The organism is Amycolatopsis sp. NPDC043887 (assembly GCF_056435665.1).
Map to the genome: position 1 here is coordinate 97,732 of NZ_JBWKEB010000008.1, position 15,304 is coordinate 113,035.

At 68.9% G+C, this 15,304-nt stretch carries 16 protein-coding genes; 5 read left to right on the forward strand and 11 right to left on the reverse strand.

Annotated elements, in window-relative coordinates:
• Positions 1-2: 2 nt before the first annotated feature.
• The 5 genes from AC069H_RS22140 to AC069H_RS22160 are packed head-to-tail and all read right to left on the reverse strand — an operon-like array spanning position 3 to position 5,356.
• Complete coding sequence (locus tag AC069H_RS22140; RefSeq protein ID WP_478233657.1) at positions 3-974, reverse strand: acyl-CoA dehydrogenase family protein; 972 nt, start codon at positions 972-974, stop codon at positions 3-5.
• Positions 971-1,900 (reverse strand): acyl-CoA dehydrogenase family protein, encoded by a 930-nt coding sequence (locus tag AC069H_RS22145; protein WP_478233658.1) that lies wholly within the window; start codon positions 1,898-1,900, stop codon positions 971-973. Before AC069H_RS22145 ends, AC069H_RS22140 begins: the two co-directional genes overlap by 4 nt.
• Positions 1,897-3,030, reverse strand: a complete 1,134-nt coding sequence (locus tag AC069H_RS22150; protein ID WP_478233659.1) for an acyl-CoA dehydrogenase family protein — start codon at positions 3,028-3,030, stop codon at positions 1,897-1,899. The genes AC069H_RS22145 and AC069H_RS22150 overlap by 4 nt, the downstream gene beginning before the upstream one ends.
• Positions 3,030-3,869 (reverse strand): enoyl-CoA hydratase, encoded by an 840-nt coding sequence (locus AC069H_RS22155; protein WP_478230569.1) that lies wholly within the window; start codon positions 3,867-3,869, stop codon positions 3,030-3,032. The genes AC069H_RS22150 and AC069H_RS22155 overlap by 1 nt, the downstream gene beginning before the upstream one ends.
• Positions 3,866-5,356: a FadD3 family acyl-CoA ligase gene (locus tag AC069H_RS22160; protein ID WP_478233660.1), complete on the reverse strand. Its 1,491-nt coding sequence runs from the start codon at positions 5,354-5,356 to the stop codon at positions 3,866-3,868. Before AC069H_RS22160 ends, AC069H_RS22155 begins: the two co-directional genes overlap by 4 nt.
• A gap of 72 nt (positions 5,357-5,428) precedes the next feature.
• On the opposite strand from AC069H_RS22160, the gene AC069H_RS22165 reads away from it, so the two are divergent.
• The 4 genes from AC069H_RS22165 (at position 5,429) to AC069H_RS22180 (ending at position 9,240) form a co-directional block, all read left to right on the forward strand.
• Positions 5,429-6,547 carry an acyl-CoA dehydrogenase family protein gene (locus AC069H_RS22165; RefSeq protein ID WP_478233661.1) on the forward strand — a complete coding sequence of 373 codons (1,119 nt, stop codon included), beginning with the start codon at positions 5,429-5,431 and terminating at the stop codon, positions 6,545-6,547.
• The gene (locus tag AC069H_RS22170; RefSeq protein WP_478233662.1) at positions 6,544-7,311 is read left to right on the forward strand and encodes an SDR family oxidoreductase; all 768 of its coding nucleotides are present in this window, start codon (positions 6,544-6,546) and stop codon (positions 7,309-7,311) included. Before AC069H_RS22165 ends, AC069H_RS22170 begins: the two co-directional genes overlap by 4 nt.
• A 182-nt stretch (positions 7,312-7,493) precedes the next feature.
• The gene (locus AC069H_RS22175) at positions 7,494-8,096 is read left to right on the forward strand and encodes a TetR/AcrR family transcriptional regulator (RefSeq protein WP_478233663.1); all 603 of its coding nucleotides are present in this window, start codon (positions 7,494-7,496) and stop codon (positions 8,094-8,096) included.
• Positions 8,089-9,240 (forward strand): acetyl-CoA C-acetyltransferase, encoded by a 1,152-nt coding sequence (locus AC069H_RS22180; RefSeq protein WP_478233664.1) that lies wholly within the window; start codon positions 8,089-8,091, stop codon positions 9,238-9,240. Before AC069H_RS22175 ends, AC069H_RS22180 begins: the two co-directional genes overlap by 8 nt.
• Here the strand turns inward: AC069H_RS22180 and AC069H_RS22185 are convergent.
• On the reverse strand, positions 9,224-10,366 hold the full coding sequence (locus AC069H_RS22185) for an MFS transporter (protein ID WP_478233858.1): 1,143 nt from the start codon (positions 10,364-10,366) through the stop codon (positions 9,224-9,226). The genes AC069H_RS22180 and AC069H_RS22185 overlap by 17 nt on opposite strands.
• A gap of 68 nt (positions 10,367-10,434) precedes the next feature.
• On the opposite strand from AC069H_RS22185, the gene AC069H_RS22190 reads away from it, so the two are divergent.
• Positions 10,435-10,881 (forward strand): winged helix-turn-helix transcriptional regulator, encoded by a 447-nt coding sequence (locus AC069H_RS22190; RefSeq protein WP_340685149.1) that lies wholly within the window; start codon positions 10,435-10,437, stop codon positions 10,879-10,881.
• Between the two features lie 700 nt (positions 10,882-11,581).
• Here AC069H_RS22190 and AC069H_RS22195 read toward each other — a convergent pair.
• The 5 genes from AC069H_RS22195 to AC069H_RS22215 are packed head-to-tail and all read right to left on the reverse strand — an operon-like array spanning position 11,582 to position 15,061.
• The gene (locus tag AC069H_RS22195) at positions 11,582-12,904 is read right to left on the reverse strand and encodes an NAD(P)/FAD-dependent oxidoreductase (protein ID WP_478233665.1); all 1,323 of its coding nucleotides are present in this window, start codon (positions 12,902-12,904) and stop codon (positions 11,582-11,584) included.
• Positions 12,897-13,133 (reverse strand): ferredoxin, encoded by a 237-nt coding sequence (locus AC069H_RS22200; RefSeq protein WP_007033644.1) that lies wholly within the window; start codon positions 13,131-13,133, stop codon positions 12,897-12,899. The genes AC069H_RS22195 and AC069H_RS22200 overlap by 8 nt, the downstream gene beginning before the upstream one ends.
• A gap of 18 nt (positions 13,134-13,151) precedes the next feature.
• A complete protein-coding gene (locus AC069H_RS22205; protein ID WP_378445258.1) occupies positions 13,152-13,757 on the reverse strand; it encodes a ferric reductase-like transmembrane domain-containing protein in 606 nt (201 codons plus the stop codon).
• Positions 13,750-14,517, reverse strand: coding sequence for a DUF4142 domain-containing protein (locus AC069H_RS22210; RefSeq protein ID WP_478233666.1), 768 nt, complete (start codon positions 14,515-14,517; stop codon positions 13,750-13,752). The genes AC069H_RS22205 and AC069H_RS22210 overlap by 8 nt, the downstream gene beginning before the upstream one ends.
• Positions 14,501-15,061, reverse strand: a complete 561-nt coding sequence (locus tag AC069H_RS22215) for a hypothetical protein (protein WP_478233667.1) — start codon at positions 15,059-15,061, stop codon at positions 14,501-14,503. Before AC069H_RS22215 ends, AC069H_RS22210 begins: the two co-directional genes overlap by 17 nt.
• Positions 15,062-15,304 lie beyond the last annotated feature (243 nt).

The window sequence follows — 15,304 nt, forward strand, 5'->3', positions numbered from 1 at the left end:
GCTCACGATAACGGCGGTCGCACCCGCGCGAGGTGGTCCGCAGGCGAGCCGAACAGGTGCGCCGCGCCATGTGCCCGCTTGAAATACCGATGCGCCGGATGCTCCCAGGTGATCGCGATCCCGCCGTGCAGCTGGATCATTTCACCCGCCACCGTCGCCAGCGCCTCCGAGCAATGCACCTTCGCCGCCGCGGCCAGCCTGCTCGACTCCGGAGCCGCGTAGGCCGCCGAGCGCGCGGTCTCCACCAGGACGTGGAGATCCGCCATCCGATGCTTCAACGCCTGGAATCCGCCGATCGGCCTGCCGAACTGGTGCCGCTGCTTGCTGTACTCCACCGTCAGTTCGAGGGCCCGTGCCGCGGCCCCGGCCTGTTCGGCGGCCAGGACGGCGCAGGCGACGTCCCGCAGCGCGCCGAGGTCGACGGGGCCGATCAGCCGGGCAGGGACACTGTCGAAACGAACCCTGGCCAACCGCCGGGTTTCGTCCATCGCCGCAGTCCGCTCTCGCCGCGCATCGGTGACTTCGTACAGCGAGCCGTCAGCCACGACCAGGAGGATCTCGGCCTCGTCACCGTGAAGGACGTAGTGCGCCTCACCCTCCACCGCGGAGTCGGCGACGCGGCAGGCAGGAGCATCCCAGCGACCTTCGGCATCGGTCCAGGCCACCGCGCCGACGACACCTTCGGCGAGGCGGGGGAGAAGACGTTCGCAAGCCTCGTCGTCGCCCGTGGCCAGGACGGCGTGCACGGCGAGCACGGCCGACCCGAGGAACGGGACGTCGGTGAGGACCCTGCCCAGTTCTTCGGCGACCACCTGCAGTTCCGCCGTCCCGGCGCCGAGCCCGCCGAACCGCTCGGGAACGGCCAACGCCGCCACACCGATCTGCTCGCACAGCTCGGGCCAGGGATCCGCTTCCCGGTCCAGCAGTTTCCGCACGCTGTCGCGCAGCGCGTCCTGCTCGGCGGTGAACGTCATGACAGCACCCGCTCCCGGTGGAACTTCGGCGTGCCCCAGGCGCCGACCAGCGCCCGGACCCTGGTCAGCCGCAGGCCGAGCGCGTGTTCCGCGGTGTAGCCGATCGCACCGTGCACCTGCAGCCCGGTCCGGGCGGCGAGGTGCGCGGCGTCGCCGCACGCCACCTTGGCCGCGGAGACGTCGCGCCGGTCCAGCGTTACGGCCGCGCCGAACAGCAGCGGTTCGGCCAGCGCGAGCCCGGTCGCGACATCCGCGAGCAGGTGCTTGACCGCCTGGTAGCCGCCGATCTCACGGCCGTACTGCTTGCGTTGTGCGGCATACGCGACGGACGTGCCGAGCAGCCACCGTCCCGCGCCGAGGAGTTGCGCCGCGGTGGCGAGCACACCCAGTTCGAACGCGCGGGCAGCGTCGAGCGCAGTGCCGAGGTCGTCCCCGGCCACGGGCGGGAACAACCGTCGTGAACTGTCCACAGAGGACAAAAGGGAGCCGGGAGTGAACGCGCGCAGCCTGCCGTTCTCGACGGCGAGCCGCGCGTCCGCGACGTCGGAATCCAAGGCATACGGCACATGCGGAGAGTAAGCCACCGACGCCAGCGTCTCGCCGGACGCGACCGACGTCAGCAGTTCGTCGTCCAGCAAGGACGGCAGGACGGCCACGGTGTCGGTCCACGGCCCGGGAACGCAGTGATAGCCGAGCCGTTCGAAGCCGACGGCCAGATCCACCGGCGTGGCGCCGAAACCGTCGTACTTCTCGGGGACCGCCAGCGCGGTCACGCCGAGTTCCGCCAGCCGCCGCCAGATCTTGAGACCGGGGCCGTGATCACCAGCCGCCCAGGACCGGTTCGCCGAATCCGTGTCCACACCGGACAGAAGATCGTGCAGGCTGCGGGAGAACTGCTCCTGCTCGCCGGAGAGTGCGAACCTCATCGAGCCCCCTTCGGCAGGCCGAGCAGCCGTTCGGCGACGATGGACCGCTGGATCTGGTCGGTCCCGCCGTAGATCGGCCCCGCCAGGGAGAACAGCCAGCCGTCGCTCCAGCCGCCCCGCAGTTCGGCGTCCGGGCCGAGGATGTCGAGCGCGGTTTCGTGCAGGGCGACGTCGAGGTGCGACCAGAACAGCTTGTTGACACTCGATTCCGGGCCGAGCTCGGCACCGTCCGACAGCCGGGTGACCGTGCCCAAGGTGTACAGCTGATAGGCCCGCGCGCCGATCCACGCGTCGGCGACCCGGTCCGCGGTGTGCGCCGGACGTCCGGCGTCGTGCCAGAGCGAGACCAGCCGGTCGGCCGCGGCGAGGAACCGGCCGGGGCTGCGCAAGGACAGGCCGCGTTCGTTGTTCGCCGTCGTCATCGCGACCCGCCAGCCCTCGCCCGGCGCGCCGATCACATCCTCGTCGGGGACGAAGACGCTGTCGAAGAAGATCTCGGCGAACCCCGGTTCGCCGTCCAGCTGGGGGATCGGCCGGACGGTGACGCCCTCGGCTCGCAGGTCCACCATCAGATAGGTGAGTCCCTTGTGCCGCAACGAATCCGGGTCGCTGCGGAACAGACCGAACGCGCGGTCGGCGAACGTCGCCCGCGAGCTCCACGTCTTCTGCCCGCTGACCCGCCAGCCGCCGTCGCAGCGAGTCGCGGTGCTCCGCAGAGCCGCGATGTCACTGCCCGCCTCGGGTTCCGACCACGCCTGCGCCCAGACCTCCTCGGAACGCGCCATCTTCGGCAGGATGCGGCGCTGCTGCTCTTCCGTGCCATGGGAGAACAGCGTCGGCGCCAGCATGAAGATGCCGTTCTGGTTGACCCGCGACGGTGCTCCCGCGGCGTAGTACTCCTCCTCGAACAGCACCCACTCCAGCAGGCTCGCGTCCCGCCCGCCGAACTCGCGCGGCCACGAGACGACGGACCACCGGGCGTCGGCCAGCTGCGCTTCCCACTCGCGGTGCTGCGCGAATCCTTCGGCGGTGTCGAACGACTTCAGCGGCTCGGCGGGAACGTTCGCGGCGAGCCAGGCGCGGGCTTCGTCACGGAAGGCGAGCGTGCGCTCGTCGAGATCGAGGTCCATCAGGAGGTCCTGTTCGCGTCACGCATCGAGCGCGCGTCCTGCCCGCCCAGCGAGTCACCGCCGGAAACCTCGGCGTTGTGCGCGTGCGCGAAGTGGTGCAGCCCGAACACGGAGTCCATTCCGGACCGGAGACCCATCAGGTCTTCGGCCTGGTTCACGGCCTTCTTGGCGAGCGCGAGCCCCATCCGCGGCATCACCGCGACCTTCTCCGCCAGCGCCATCGTCTCGGTTTCGAGGTCGGCGCGCGGGACGACGCGGTTCAGCATGCCCCATTCCTTGGCCTGCCGCGCCGTGAAGCGCTCACCGGTGAACAACACTTCCTTGGCCGCGCGCGGGCCGAGGACCCAGGGGTGCGCGAAGTACTCGACACCGGGAATCCCCATGCGCACCACGGGATCGGCGAAGAACGCGTCGTCGGAGGCGACGATCATGTCGCACACCCACGCCAGCATCAGTGCTCCCGCGATGCACGCGCCTTGCACGCTCGCGATGGTCGGCTTCGGGATCTCGCGCCACCTTCGGCACATGCCGAGGTAGACCTCGGACTCGCGGGCGAACCGCTGATCGCCGCCCTCGGCGCCGACATGGTCCCACCACAGGACCGCCTTGCGCTCGAACGAGACGTCCACGTCGCGCTCCGGCGTCCCGATGTCGTGCCCGGCGGAGAAGTGCTTCCCGGCGCCGGCCAGCACGATCACCTTGACCTCGGGATCGTCGACGGCGCGGGTGAACGCGGCGTCGAGCGCGTAGGTCATCGCCGAGTTCTGCGCGTTCCGGTACTCCGGCCGGTTCATCGTGACGACGGCCACCGGCCCGCGCCGCTCGTACTCGACGGTCATCCGTTCTCCTCCCGCAACACGCGTTTCAGCACCTTCCCCGACAGGTTTCGCGGAAGCTCCGCCACGAAGTCGACAAATCGAGGAGTCTTGTAATTGGCCAACTGTCCTTCGCAGTACGTCAGAACGTCCTCTGTGGTCAGTTCGGCCCCCGGGCCGAGCCGGACGAAGGCCTTGCCGACCTCGCCGAGCCGCCCGTCCGGCACGCCGACGACGGCGGCTTCGGCGACACCGGCCAAGCGGGTCAGCACCTGCTCGACCTCCGCCGGGTAGACGTTGAACCCGCCGCAGACGTACATGTCCTTGATCCGGTCGACGATCTTCAGATACCCGCGTTCGTTCAGCACCCCGACATCGCCGGTGTGCAACCAGCCGTCGGCGTCGACGGCCTTCGCGGTGGCGTCCGGATCGTCGAGATAGCCGAGCATGACGTTGGGGCCGCGTAGGAGGACTTCGTCGTGTTCGCCGAGTTTCACCTCGAAGCCCGCCGTCGCACGGCCCGAGAAGTTCGCGACCAGTTCGGCGTCGTCCTCGGGGCGGGACATCGTGGCCACCACGGCTTCGGTGAGGCCGTACGCGGTGAGCACGGTGTCGAAGTCCAGATCCGTCCGCATCCGCTCGACGAGCGTGACCGGCACGGTGGCGGCGCCGGTGACGGCGAGCCGGAGACTGGAGAGATCGTGGTTCGCGCGTTCCGGCGCGTCCAGCAGCACTTGGTAGATCGTCGGCGCGCCGGGGAGCACGGTGATCCGCTCGCTTTCGATGAGGCGCAGGGTTTCCCGGACGTCGAAGGTGCGCTGCGGCAGCAGGGTCGCGCCACGCAGGACGGTCGCGAGGATCCCCGCCTTGTACCCGAAGCTATGGAAGAACGGGTTGATGACGAGGTAGCGGTCTTCCTCGGTCAGGCCACCGCAATCGCCCCAGGCTTCGGCGACGCTCAGTGCCTGCTGGTGGCTGCTCATCGCGCCCTTGCTGCGCCCGGTGGTCCCGGAGGTGAACAGGATGTCGCTGACGTCGTCCGGTTTCGCAGGACTGGCGAAATCGCTGTCGAGACCGGCGAGGGTGTCCCATTCCGTCACGCCGTCGACCGGTTTCTCCGCGCCTTCGACAGGGATGCGCACCACGGTGCCCGGGCGAGCGGAACCGAGATCCGCCAGCCGGTCCGTGCCGAGGAACGTGCCGGTGATCGCCAGTGCGGACACCTTCGCGCGCTCGAGGACGTCGATGGTCTCGCGCGCGGTGAAGCGGGTGTTGACCGGGATCAGTGTCGCTCCGGCGTACAGCGCGCCGAGCCCCGCGACGACCCAGTGCCAGGTGTTGGGGGAGCAGATGGCAACCCGTTCGTGGCCCTCGAAGAACCGCGCCGCCTGGCGCACCCGCCGGGCGAGCTCGGCATAGGTGAGCCGGACTTCGCCGTCGACCAGCGCTTCTCGCGCGGTGAAGCGTTCCGCGGCCCTGTCGAGCGCCGCCGGGATGGTTCCTTCAGTCATCGAAGTCTCCCTAGCAAGTGCTTGGTAGGGTAGCCTACGCAGCAGGCTCTGGTTTGGCTAGAGGAGGCAGGCGTGGCCCAAAACGGTTTCCGTGACCGTGTGCGCACCTGGCTGGAGGACAACCTGCCGGCGGAACTGCGCGGTTCGGGCGGTCCCGGCCGGGAGCACGAGGCCTTCGACGAACGCGTGGAATGGGAGCGGCGGCTCGCCGCGGCGGGCTGGACCTGCGTCGGCTGGCCGGTCGAACACGGCGGTCAGGGCGCGACCCTCGAACAGCAGGTCGTCTTCCACGAGGAGTACGCGCGAGCGGGTGCGCCGGCGCGAGTCAGTCACCTGGCGCAGGAACTCCTCGGCCCGACCCTGATCGCGTTCGGCACGCCGGAGCAGCGGAAGCGGTTCCTGCCGCCGATCGTGGCCGTCGAAGAACTGTGGTGCCAGGGCTATTCCGAACCCGCCGCCGGATCCGACCTCGCCGCCGTGTCGACCACGGCGACCCTCGAAGGCGACGAGTGGGTGCTGAACGGCCAGAAGGTGTGGACGTCGCTCGCGCATGTGGCCGACTGGTGTTTCGTGCTGGCCCGCACCGAACCCGGTTCGAAACGCCACAAAGGACTGTCCTATTTGCTCGTCCCGATGCGGCAGCCCGGAGTCGAGGTCCGGCCGATCCGGCAGCTCACCGGGACCTCGGAGTTCAACGAAGTCTTCTTCGACGGTGCCCGCACGGCGAAGGATCTCGTCGTCGGCGAATCCGGCGACGGCTGGCGGGTGGCCATGGGCACGCTCGCGTTCGAGCGCGGCGTCGCGACGCTCGGGCAACAGGTCGGCTTCCGCCGGGAACTCGAGGAACTCACCAGGATCGCGCCGGACGACCCGGTGATCGCCGAACGGATCGACCGCGCCTGGGTCGGCTTGGAGGTCATGCGGGCGCAGGCGATCCGCACCCTCGGCGACTCGTCGCCCGGTGTGGCCGAAGTGTCCAAACTGGTCTGGGCGAACTGGCATCGCGATCTGGGGGAGCTGGCGATGCTCGTCCGCGGCGCGCGGGGCGTGCTCGCGGAAGACGGTCTCGACGCCTGGCAACGGCTCTTCCTCTTCACTCGCGCCGACACGATCTACGGCGGCTCCAACGAAATCCAGCGCAACGTCATCGCCGAGCGAGTGCTCGGCCTGCCAAGGGAGGTGCGACCGTGATCCCGGTGCCGAAGTACCCCGAGGGGGCGAACCTCCTGCGGGACAAGGTGGTCGTGGTGACGGCGGCGGCCGGCACCGGGATCGGTTCCGCGGTGGCGAAACGCGCGCTGGAGGAAGGCGCCCGCGTCGTGATCAGTGACTGGCACGAGCGGCGCCTCGGCGAAAAGGCGGCCGAACTGGGCGACGTCCACGCGATCCCCTGTGACGTCACACAAGAGGATCAAGTGCAAGCGCTCATCGACGGAGCCGCCGCGCACTACGGCCGGATCGACGTGCTCGTCAACAACGCCGGGCTCGGCGGCACAAAGTCTATTGTGGACATGGCCGACGAGGAATGGGCGCGGGTCATCGACGTGACCCTCAACGGCACGTTCCGCGCGACGAGGGCCGCGGTGAACCGGTTCGTCGCCCAAGGCGGCGGCGGGGCGATCGTCAACAACGCGTCGGTGATCGGGTGGCGCGCGCAGGCCGGGCAGGCCCACTACGCGGCCGCGAAGGCGGGGGTCATGGCACTCACCCGGTGTTCGGCCGTCGACGTCGCCGAACACGGCATCCGGGTCAACGCCGTCGCGCCGAGCCTGGCGATGCATCCGTTCCTGGCCAAGGTGACCAGCGAGGAACTGCTCACCGAACTCACCGCGCGCGAGGTCTCGGGGAGGGCGGCGGAACCCTGGGAAGTGGCGAATGTGATGGTGTTCCTCGCCAGTGAGTACTCGTCGTACCTCACCGGCGAGGTCGTGTCCGTGAGTTCCCAGCATGCGTGAGACCTGTTGGCGGAGCAGAGGTGAAACTCGGGAAAGTGATCCTATGTGTGAACCTGCCCGGCCGAAGGCCCGCGATCGCGGTGGCAGGGCGCCTTCTCGGCTCGACGTGACATGACTTACCATCTAGCGCCCTGCCGACGTCGATCGCGGTCGCGGGTTCACCACCACACGATGAGGTACCGATGAAAGCCAGTCCAGGGTCCCGCCGCGCCGAACTGCTCGCCCTGGCGGCGAAGCTGTTCGCCGAGCGCGGTTACGTCTCCACCACCGTGCGGGACATCGCGGACGCGGCGGGCATCCTGTCCGGCAGCCTGTACCACCATTTCGACTCGAAGGAGTCGATGGCCGACGAGATCCTGACCGGATTCCTCGACGAACTCTTCGGCGCCTACGCCGAGATCGTCGCGGAAGGGAAGGGGCCGAGGGAAACACTCGAAGCCGTCGTCGTGGCGTCGTTCGAATCCATTCACCGGCGGCCCGCCGAGGTGGCGATCTACCAGTCCGAGGCGAAGCATCTGATGCAGTTGCCGCGGTTCGTCTACCTCAACGACCGCAACACCGAATTCCGCAAGCTGTGGAACGGGATCCTCACCGACGGCATCGCGGCGGGCGTGTTCCGCGAGGACCTCGACGTCGAACTGACCTACCGGTTCATCCGCGACACCGTCTGGGTGGCGGTGCGCTGGTACAACCCCGGCGGCACGCTGAGCGCGGACGACGTCGCGCAGCAATACCTCGGGATCCTGCTGGACGGAATCGCGACCAAGAGGAGGCGGCGTGGCTGAAGCTTATGTCCTGGACGCGGTCCGGACCCCCGTCGGCAAACGCGGGGGAGCGCTCAGCGGTGTCCACTCCGCCGACCTCGGCGCCCACGTCATCCAGGCCGTCGTCGAACGCGCGGGCGTCGAGGCCGACCTGGTCGACGACGTCATTCTCGGCTGTTGCGACACGCTCGGGCCGCAGTCCGGGAACATCGCGCGCACGGCGTGGCTCGCGGCGGGTTTCGGGCACCACGTGCCGGGTGTGACGATCGACCGGCAGTGCGGTTCGAGCCAGCAGGCCGTGCACTTCGCCGCGCAGGCGGTGCTGTCCGGGACGATGGATCTCGTCCTCGCCGGCGGCGTGCAGAACATGAGCGCCATTCCGATCAGCGCGGCGATGCTGGCCGGACGCGAGTACGGCTTCGAAGACCCGTTCTCCGGCTCGAAGGGCTGGCAGGAGCGGTACGGCAGCGTCGAGGTCTCGCAGTTCCGCAGTGCCGACATGATCGCCGAACACTGGGACCTGACCCGTGAGGCGATGGAGGAGTTCGCCTTCCGCAGTCATCAGCGGGCGATCGCGGCCATCGACGAAGGCCGGTTCGCCGCCGAGACCGCACCGTTCGCCGGTGCCGCCCTGGACGAGGGGCCCAGGCGCGACACCAGCTTGGCGCGGATGGCGGGGCTGAAACCGCTGAGCGAGGGTTCTCGGATCACCGCGGCCGTGGCCAGCCAGATCTCGGACGGTGCCAGCGCGACGCTCATCGCGTCGGAGAAGTTCGTCGAGGAACACGGTCTCACCCCGCGCGCCAGGATCCATCACCTTTCCGTGCGGGCGGCCGATCCGGTGTGGATGCTGACCGGGCCCATCCCGGCGACCGCGCACGCGCTGCGGAAGACCGGGCTGAGCATCGACGACATCGACCTGTTCGAGGTCAACGAAGCGTTCGCGAGTGTCGTCCTGGCGTGGATCGAGGAGACGGGCGCAGATCCGGACCGCGTCAACGTGAACGGCGGCGGGATCGCGCTCGGCCACCCCATCGGGGCGACCGGCACGAAGCTGTTCGCGACGCTGCTGCACGAACTCGAGCGGCGAGGTGGGCGCTACGGATTGCAGACGATGTGCGAGGGTGGCGGAACGGCGAACGTCACGATCATCGAGCGGCTTTGACACTCCACACGCCGAGCGCCGATGCGCTGAACGCCGCGCCCAGCAGGCAGACGCCGGTCCAGCCCGCGACGGCGTAGACGGCGGTCGAGCCGATGGCGCCCAGGCCGCTGCCGACCGAGTAGAAGATCATGTACCCGCCGATCAGCCTGCTCCCGGCGTCCGGACGGAGCGGGTAGATCAGGGTCTGGCTCGTGACGTGCACGGCCTGGACGGCGAGGTCGAGCAGGATCGCGCCCGCCGCCAGCGCCCACAACGAGGAGCGGGTGAAACCCAGCGGTATCCAGGAAAGGACGAGCAGGCCCAGCGCCAGGCCGGTCGTCAAGCGCGCGCGGCCGCGATCGGCGAGCCGCCCCGCGGGAGCCGCCGCCAGCGCGCCCGCGGCCCCGGCCAGCCCGAACGCGCCGATAGCGGTATGCGACAAGCCGTCTTCACTGAGCGGCAGGGCGACCGAACTCCACAAGGTGCCGAAAGCGGCGAAGATCAGCAGTGCGAGCGTGCCGCGCGTCCGGAAGACGGGCTCCTCGACGAAAAGCGACCACGTCGAACGCAGCAGCCGCCCGTAGTTCATGGCCTTTCCCCCAGGTGTGGCGGGAAGGACGCGATACAACACGATCGCGATCAGCACGGTCACGGCCGCGGACACGACGTACACCGCGCGCCAGCCGGCGAGGTCGGCCAGCGTGCCGGACACCGTGCGCGCGAGCAGGATCCCGAGGACGACGCCGGTCGTCACGAGGCCGACCACACGCCCGCGTTCGGCAGGCTCCGCCAGCGACGCGGCGAACGCGACCAGGAGTTGCGTGACGACCGCGAGCACACCGATCGCCGCCATGCCGGCGAACAGCACCACACCGTTCGCGGCGGTCGCGGCGACGAGTTCGGCGATCGCGAGCAGGGCCAGCTGGCCGGTGACGAGCCGCCGCCGGTCGAGCAGGTCGCCGAGCGGGACCAGCAGGAACAGGCCGAGTCCGTAACCGAGCTGGGTGAGCGTGACGATGCCGCCGACGGTCGACGCGGCGATGCCGAGGTCGGCGCCCATCGTGACGAGCAATGGCTGCGCGAAGTAGATCGTGGCGACGGCCGTCCCGGCGGCCACGGCGAACAACAGGACGACACCGCGGTGCACGAACCCTCCAGATGGTTTCAAGTTGCTACCACTGGGACGGTAGAGCACTACGGTTGTAAGATGCAACCATGGTGAAGCGGACGACGTTCGACGAAGCCCCGTGCCCGGTGGCGCGCTCGGTCGACACGATCGGCGACTGGTGGTCACTCCTGATCGTGCGCGACGCCTTCGACGGCGTCCGCCGCTTCGGGGAGTTCCAGCGCAGCCTCGGCGTCGCGAAGAACATCCTGTCCGCGCGGCTGCGGGCGCTCGTGGGACACGGCGTGCTCGACCTGGTCCCGGCTTCGGACGGGAGCACGTACAGCGAGTACGTCCTGACACCGAAGGGGCGGGACCTGTTCCCGGTGATCGTCGCTCTGCGGCAATGGGGGGAGGCGCACTTCTTCGGCAAGGGGGAGCCGCGTTCGGAACTGGTGGACCGCGACGGCGGGCTTCCGTTGCGGGAGCTGGAGATCCGGGCTGCGGATGGGCGTGTCGTCGGGCCGGAGGACACCGTGGTGGTGAAGGCGCCGTGAGCTGAAGGACGCTTCCCCCGCATGCGATGCCAGGGCCCCGGCAAGTCGATTACCGCTGGTCAGTTTGGCTCTTGGCGCTTCGAACCGGGTATCGCCGACTGTCCGGAGGGGGCAGGCGGCCCCCTGAGTGTCCATAAGGACACTCCTTGGCGGCTGCATGCCCGATTCGGTCGTGAGTGGCAATGAGGGTTCTAACTCTCATTGCCACTCACGACCCGGTCACGAAGCCGCGCAAAGCACCCAAATCGGGCACCGTGCTCTCTCCTTGTGTCCTCTGTGGACAGTCAAGAACGAGCCAGGCTTCTTCGGCGAGCGCGCCGCCAGCTCCATCACGTCGCGTTCGCCTTACCTCTCAAGAGAACCCGAATCGCCACTCGCGCCCAACTGATCAGCGGTAATGCGACTTTGCCGGGGCCCCGCATGCGATGCGGTGAAAGCGCCCTTCGCCGCGTGTAACGAGGGGAAAGTCCCCTTCAGCCGCCATGGATCGGGGCCCTTCCAGGTGAGTCAAGCCTGGAAGGGCCCCGACCGGAAGCGGGGAGCCCGGAGTGCGGTACCCGGCGGAGCCCGAATCACCGTCGGTCCCGGTTACCTCCTGGCGTCCCCAGGGGGTGGCGGTGGGTGCGGAGGCGTAGCTGCCCACCGCCACCTGAGGGACCGCGGCCGCCGCGCGCGGCCCCGGTCCGTTCGCGATCCCGGGTCACCCGGCGGGAACGCGAGCCCAGGGCATCCTTTCCGGCGCGGGAACGGCCTCGGTCGGCGTCTCGGACAGGAAGTCCCGCTCGAACGGGGCCAGGATGTCCTCCCCGATCGGCGTCGCCGCGAACGAAGGAGCGGCGGGGGCGGGGAACACCGGCTCGGGCACCGGCAGCCGCCGGTCGAGTTCGGCGGTCCAGTGGATCATCGCCTTCGGCCGGTCCCAGCCCGCCGCGCCGATCAGCCTGCCGTCGCGGACGAAACCGGTGACCCCGTCGGAGAGTTCGATCGTGTCCTTGCCCAGCGACGGCATCCCGGCGGTCTGCAACCGCGCGTCGTACAGGGACGACCAGGCGCGGGGGAGTGGCGTGTACGGCCGCGCGTTGTCCCGGCCCAGCATCAGGCTTTCCGCCGCCGCGCGCCCGGATTCGACGCCGTTCATCCAGTGCTCGACCCGTCGTGGGGTCTCGTCTATCCGCAGGTTCGGCCATTTCGCGACGTCGCCGGCGACCACGACGTCTTCCGCCCCGACGGCGAAGAGGGTCGATTCGCACAGCACACCGTCGTCGATGGTCAGCTCCGAGCCGCGCAGCCAGTCCACGGCGGGCACGCTCCCGATCGAGAGCACCACGCAGCTGGCCACCAGGAACTGGTTGTTGGTCAGGTGCAGCCCTACCGTCTCCTTGGTGCTGATCCAGTTCCGCACCTCGGTGTTCATCGCCAGCTTGGCGCGATGGTGCTGGTGTTCCTTGGTGAGCGCCGACGCGATCCGCTCCCCGAAGCGGTGCAAAGGCGCCTTCGCGTGGCCGATGAGTGTGACGTCCCGGCCCATGTACCGCATCGACGCGGCGAACTCGTTCCCGATCAGGCCGCTGCCGATCACCACGACGGATTTGTTGCTGTTCCCCAAGGCCCGCCGGACGGCCAGTGAATCCTCCACGGTCCGCAGCACACGGACCCGGGGGTCGTGGCGCGGCGAGCCGGGAAGATGCCGGGGGTGGACGCCGGTCGCGATGATCAACCCGTCGTACCACAGGGATTCACCACCCGGCAGATGGACGGTGCGCTCCTTGCTGTCGAGCCAGGTCGCGCGGGTGCCGAGCCGCCAGTGGACGTCCAGGTCGACGTAGGGCTCCAGGCTCGCGGCCACCGGTTTCACTCCGCCGGTGATGAGCTCCTTCGACACCATCGGCCGGTGGTACGGCTTCCGCGGCTCGTCGCCGACCAGCACGATCTCGCCGTCGAAACCGAGTTCCCGCAACCGTTCCGCCGAGCGGAGGCCGGCGACGCCCGCCCCGACGATGACGATCCGATCTCCGTCACTCATCGTCGTACGCTCCTTCTCCCTTGACTCTGATGGCTTGTTTCGGGCAGAGCCGGGCGGCGGAGATGGCCTGGTCCAACCCGTCCCGGTCGACCATCCGGCGGATGCGGAGCTTGCCGTCCGGTCCGATCTTGAACGTGGACGGCGCCTCCATCTCGCAGAAGCCGAAGATCTCGCACCGCTCGTTGTCGACGCTGACGCGAGTGCCGCGCCGGATGCTTCCGAAGATCATTGTTCGTTCTCCAAGTCGTCAGACCAGTTCTTCGACCAGGCCCAGCCGTTCCAGGTACCGGGTCGGCGTGAACCGCAGCGCGGTCAGCAGCACCGCGGGGACCAGCAGCGTGATCCCGCCGAACCACAGCAGGCCCAGATGCCCGTTGGCCATGGCCCCGAAGAACGCGTGCAACGCGGTGATCGCGACCGCCGGATAGGCGAGCCGGTGGATCCACAGAAAGCGCCGGTAGGAACTGAAGCGGCTGATGCCGCCGGTGAGCGCGACGGCGAGCATGACCTCGAGCCCGATGACGCCGAGTTCGTGCCGCGCGAGGGTGCCCGGCAGGAGCGGGATCGTGACTTGCGCCAGGGTGAATCCGTCGGGCAGGAACAGGAACGACATCGCGTGCACGACGCCGAACGACAACGTCAGGATGCCGAGCACCATATGCGAGTTGCGCAGTGCCTTCCGCCCGGTCAGCGACTTGATCCAGCCGGTCGCGGTGAGCACGCCCCAGCACAGGGTGAGGCACATGAAGCCGTACGAGATCCGGGCGGAGGTCTGCGCCATGCCCTTGATGCCGGGGTCGGTGTCCGATTTCTGGGTCAGCACGATCACCACCTCGGACCACTGGTCATACATTGTTCTCTCCTGGGGCACTGGGAACCGGATCGGGTTCGGTGGTGGCCGCGCGGTCGCGGGTCCGGGTGTTCTTGCTGCGCAGGGTCCGGACGGCGAAGAACAGTCCGCCGCCGAGCACCACCGCGAGCAGCAGGCCGAGCGCGAGGTCGCCGAAGCCGACGTCCATCGCGGCGTTGGCCGAATTCGACTGCGGCACCGGGGCTTCCGGCATCAGCGACTGGTCGACGACGCCGGTGCTCTCCAGCAGGGTCATATGCCGCAGCACCGCCTGGTTGGCCGTGGTGGCGTAGTCACGGACGACGTCGTTGCGGGTACCGGCCCTGACCTGCGCGATGACGGGGAACAGCACACCGTGCGCGTACCGGAGCCGGTTGGCGAAGATACGGTCGAACTCGCTGTCGTCGCGGGCGGCCTTCATCTCGCCGAGCCACGCGGACTGCTGATCCGACGGCTCGGACGGCAGGGCGATGCCGAACCGGTCGGCGATGGCGTGCGTCGCGGTGTCGAGCCTGCCATGGTCGATCATCAACGTCCGGCCGACTTCGCGGGTCCGCTTGCTCTTCCCGCGTTCCTGCGCCCACATCCCGGCGGGCATTTCCCACAACCCGGCCAGTTTGACGTTGACGATCAGGTTCTTGTCCGCCGCGGACAGGTCCTGTGCGTGCGCGTCGCCGACCGGGCCGAACAGGCTCACCACGGCCGCGATCAGCAGGACGAGCAGCGGGCGGACGGGTCTGGGGAGGTCAGATGCCGAGGTCATCGGCCTGCCAGGTGTCCGCGGTGAGCAGCACTTTCGTGCCGTCCGGCTTGGCGGGGAACCACGCGTCGTCGACACCTTGCCCGCCGGTGTTGCCGGGCATCGCGTCGTTGGCGTTGCGGTAGAGCGGCCAGCCGGCGAGCGTGACCTGCTCGGTGCCGTCTTCCCTGGTCACGCTGCCGACCAGGGCGCGATCGATCCCGGTGACCTCGAGGTCGCCGCCGGTCTTGGCGGGAATCCAGGTCCGAGAACAGGTTTCGGTGCAATTCGACTTGGGCGGATTCACCGTGTCCTTGTCGTAGCGGTAAAGCGTGAAACCGTTGGTGTCGGTGACGATCGGCCCGAGGTCGAACAGGATCGCCGCCGTGACACCGGGGGCGGGTTCGGCCGCGGGGTCGGGCATTCCCGGGATCTGCCCGGTACCGGCGGTCGAGGCCGCGCCGGGAGAGCCGTTCGGTCCCGCGGTACCGGTGGTACAGGCCGAGGCCAGCGCGACCGCGGCCAAGGTGAGAGTCAGAGGTATGACCGAGCGTGACACGGGGTTCACGGAAATCCTCCTGTCGGGGCCAGAGGAGTACGCCATCACCGCGGGGAGATGGTGTGCAGGCAGGTTTAAGTCCACTATGGACAATCATGATCCACAGTGGATTCGGCGATGCGGGGGACAGCGCCGGGTCGGGGTCTTCGGTAGGGGATACGGTCACGAGCGGGAAACGGTTCAAAAAACTTTCCCACGCTCGGAGAACCTGGCCGGAACGGTTTTGGTGCTGGACTTATCGCCCCTGAGCCC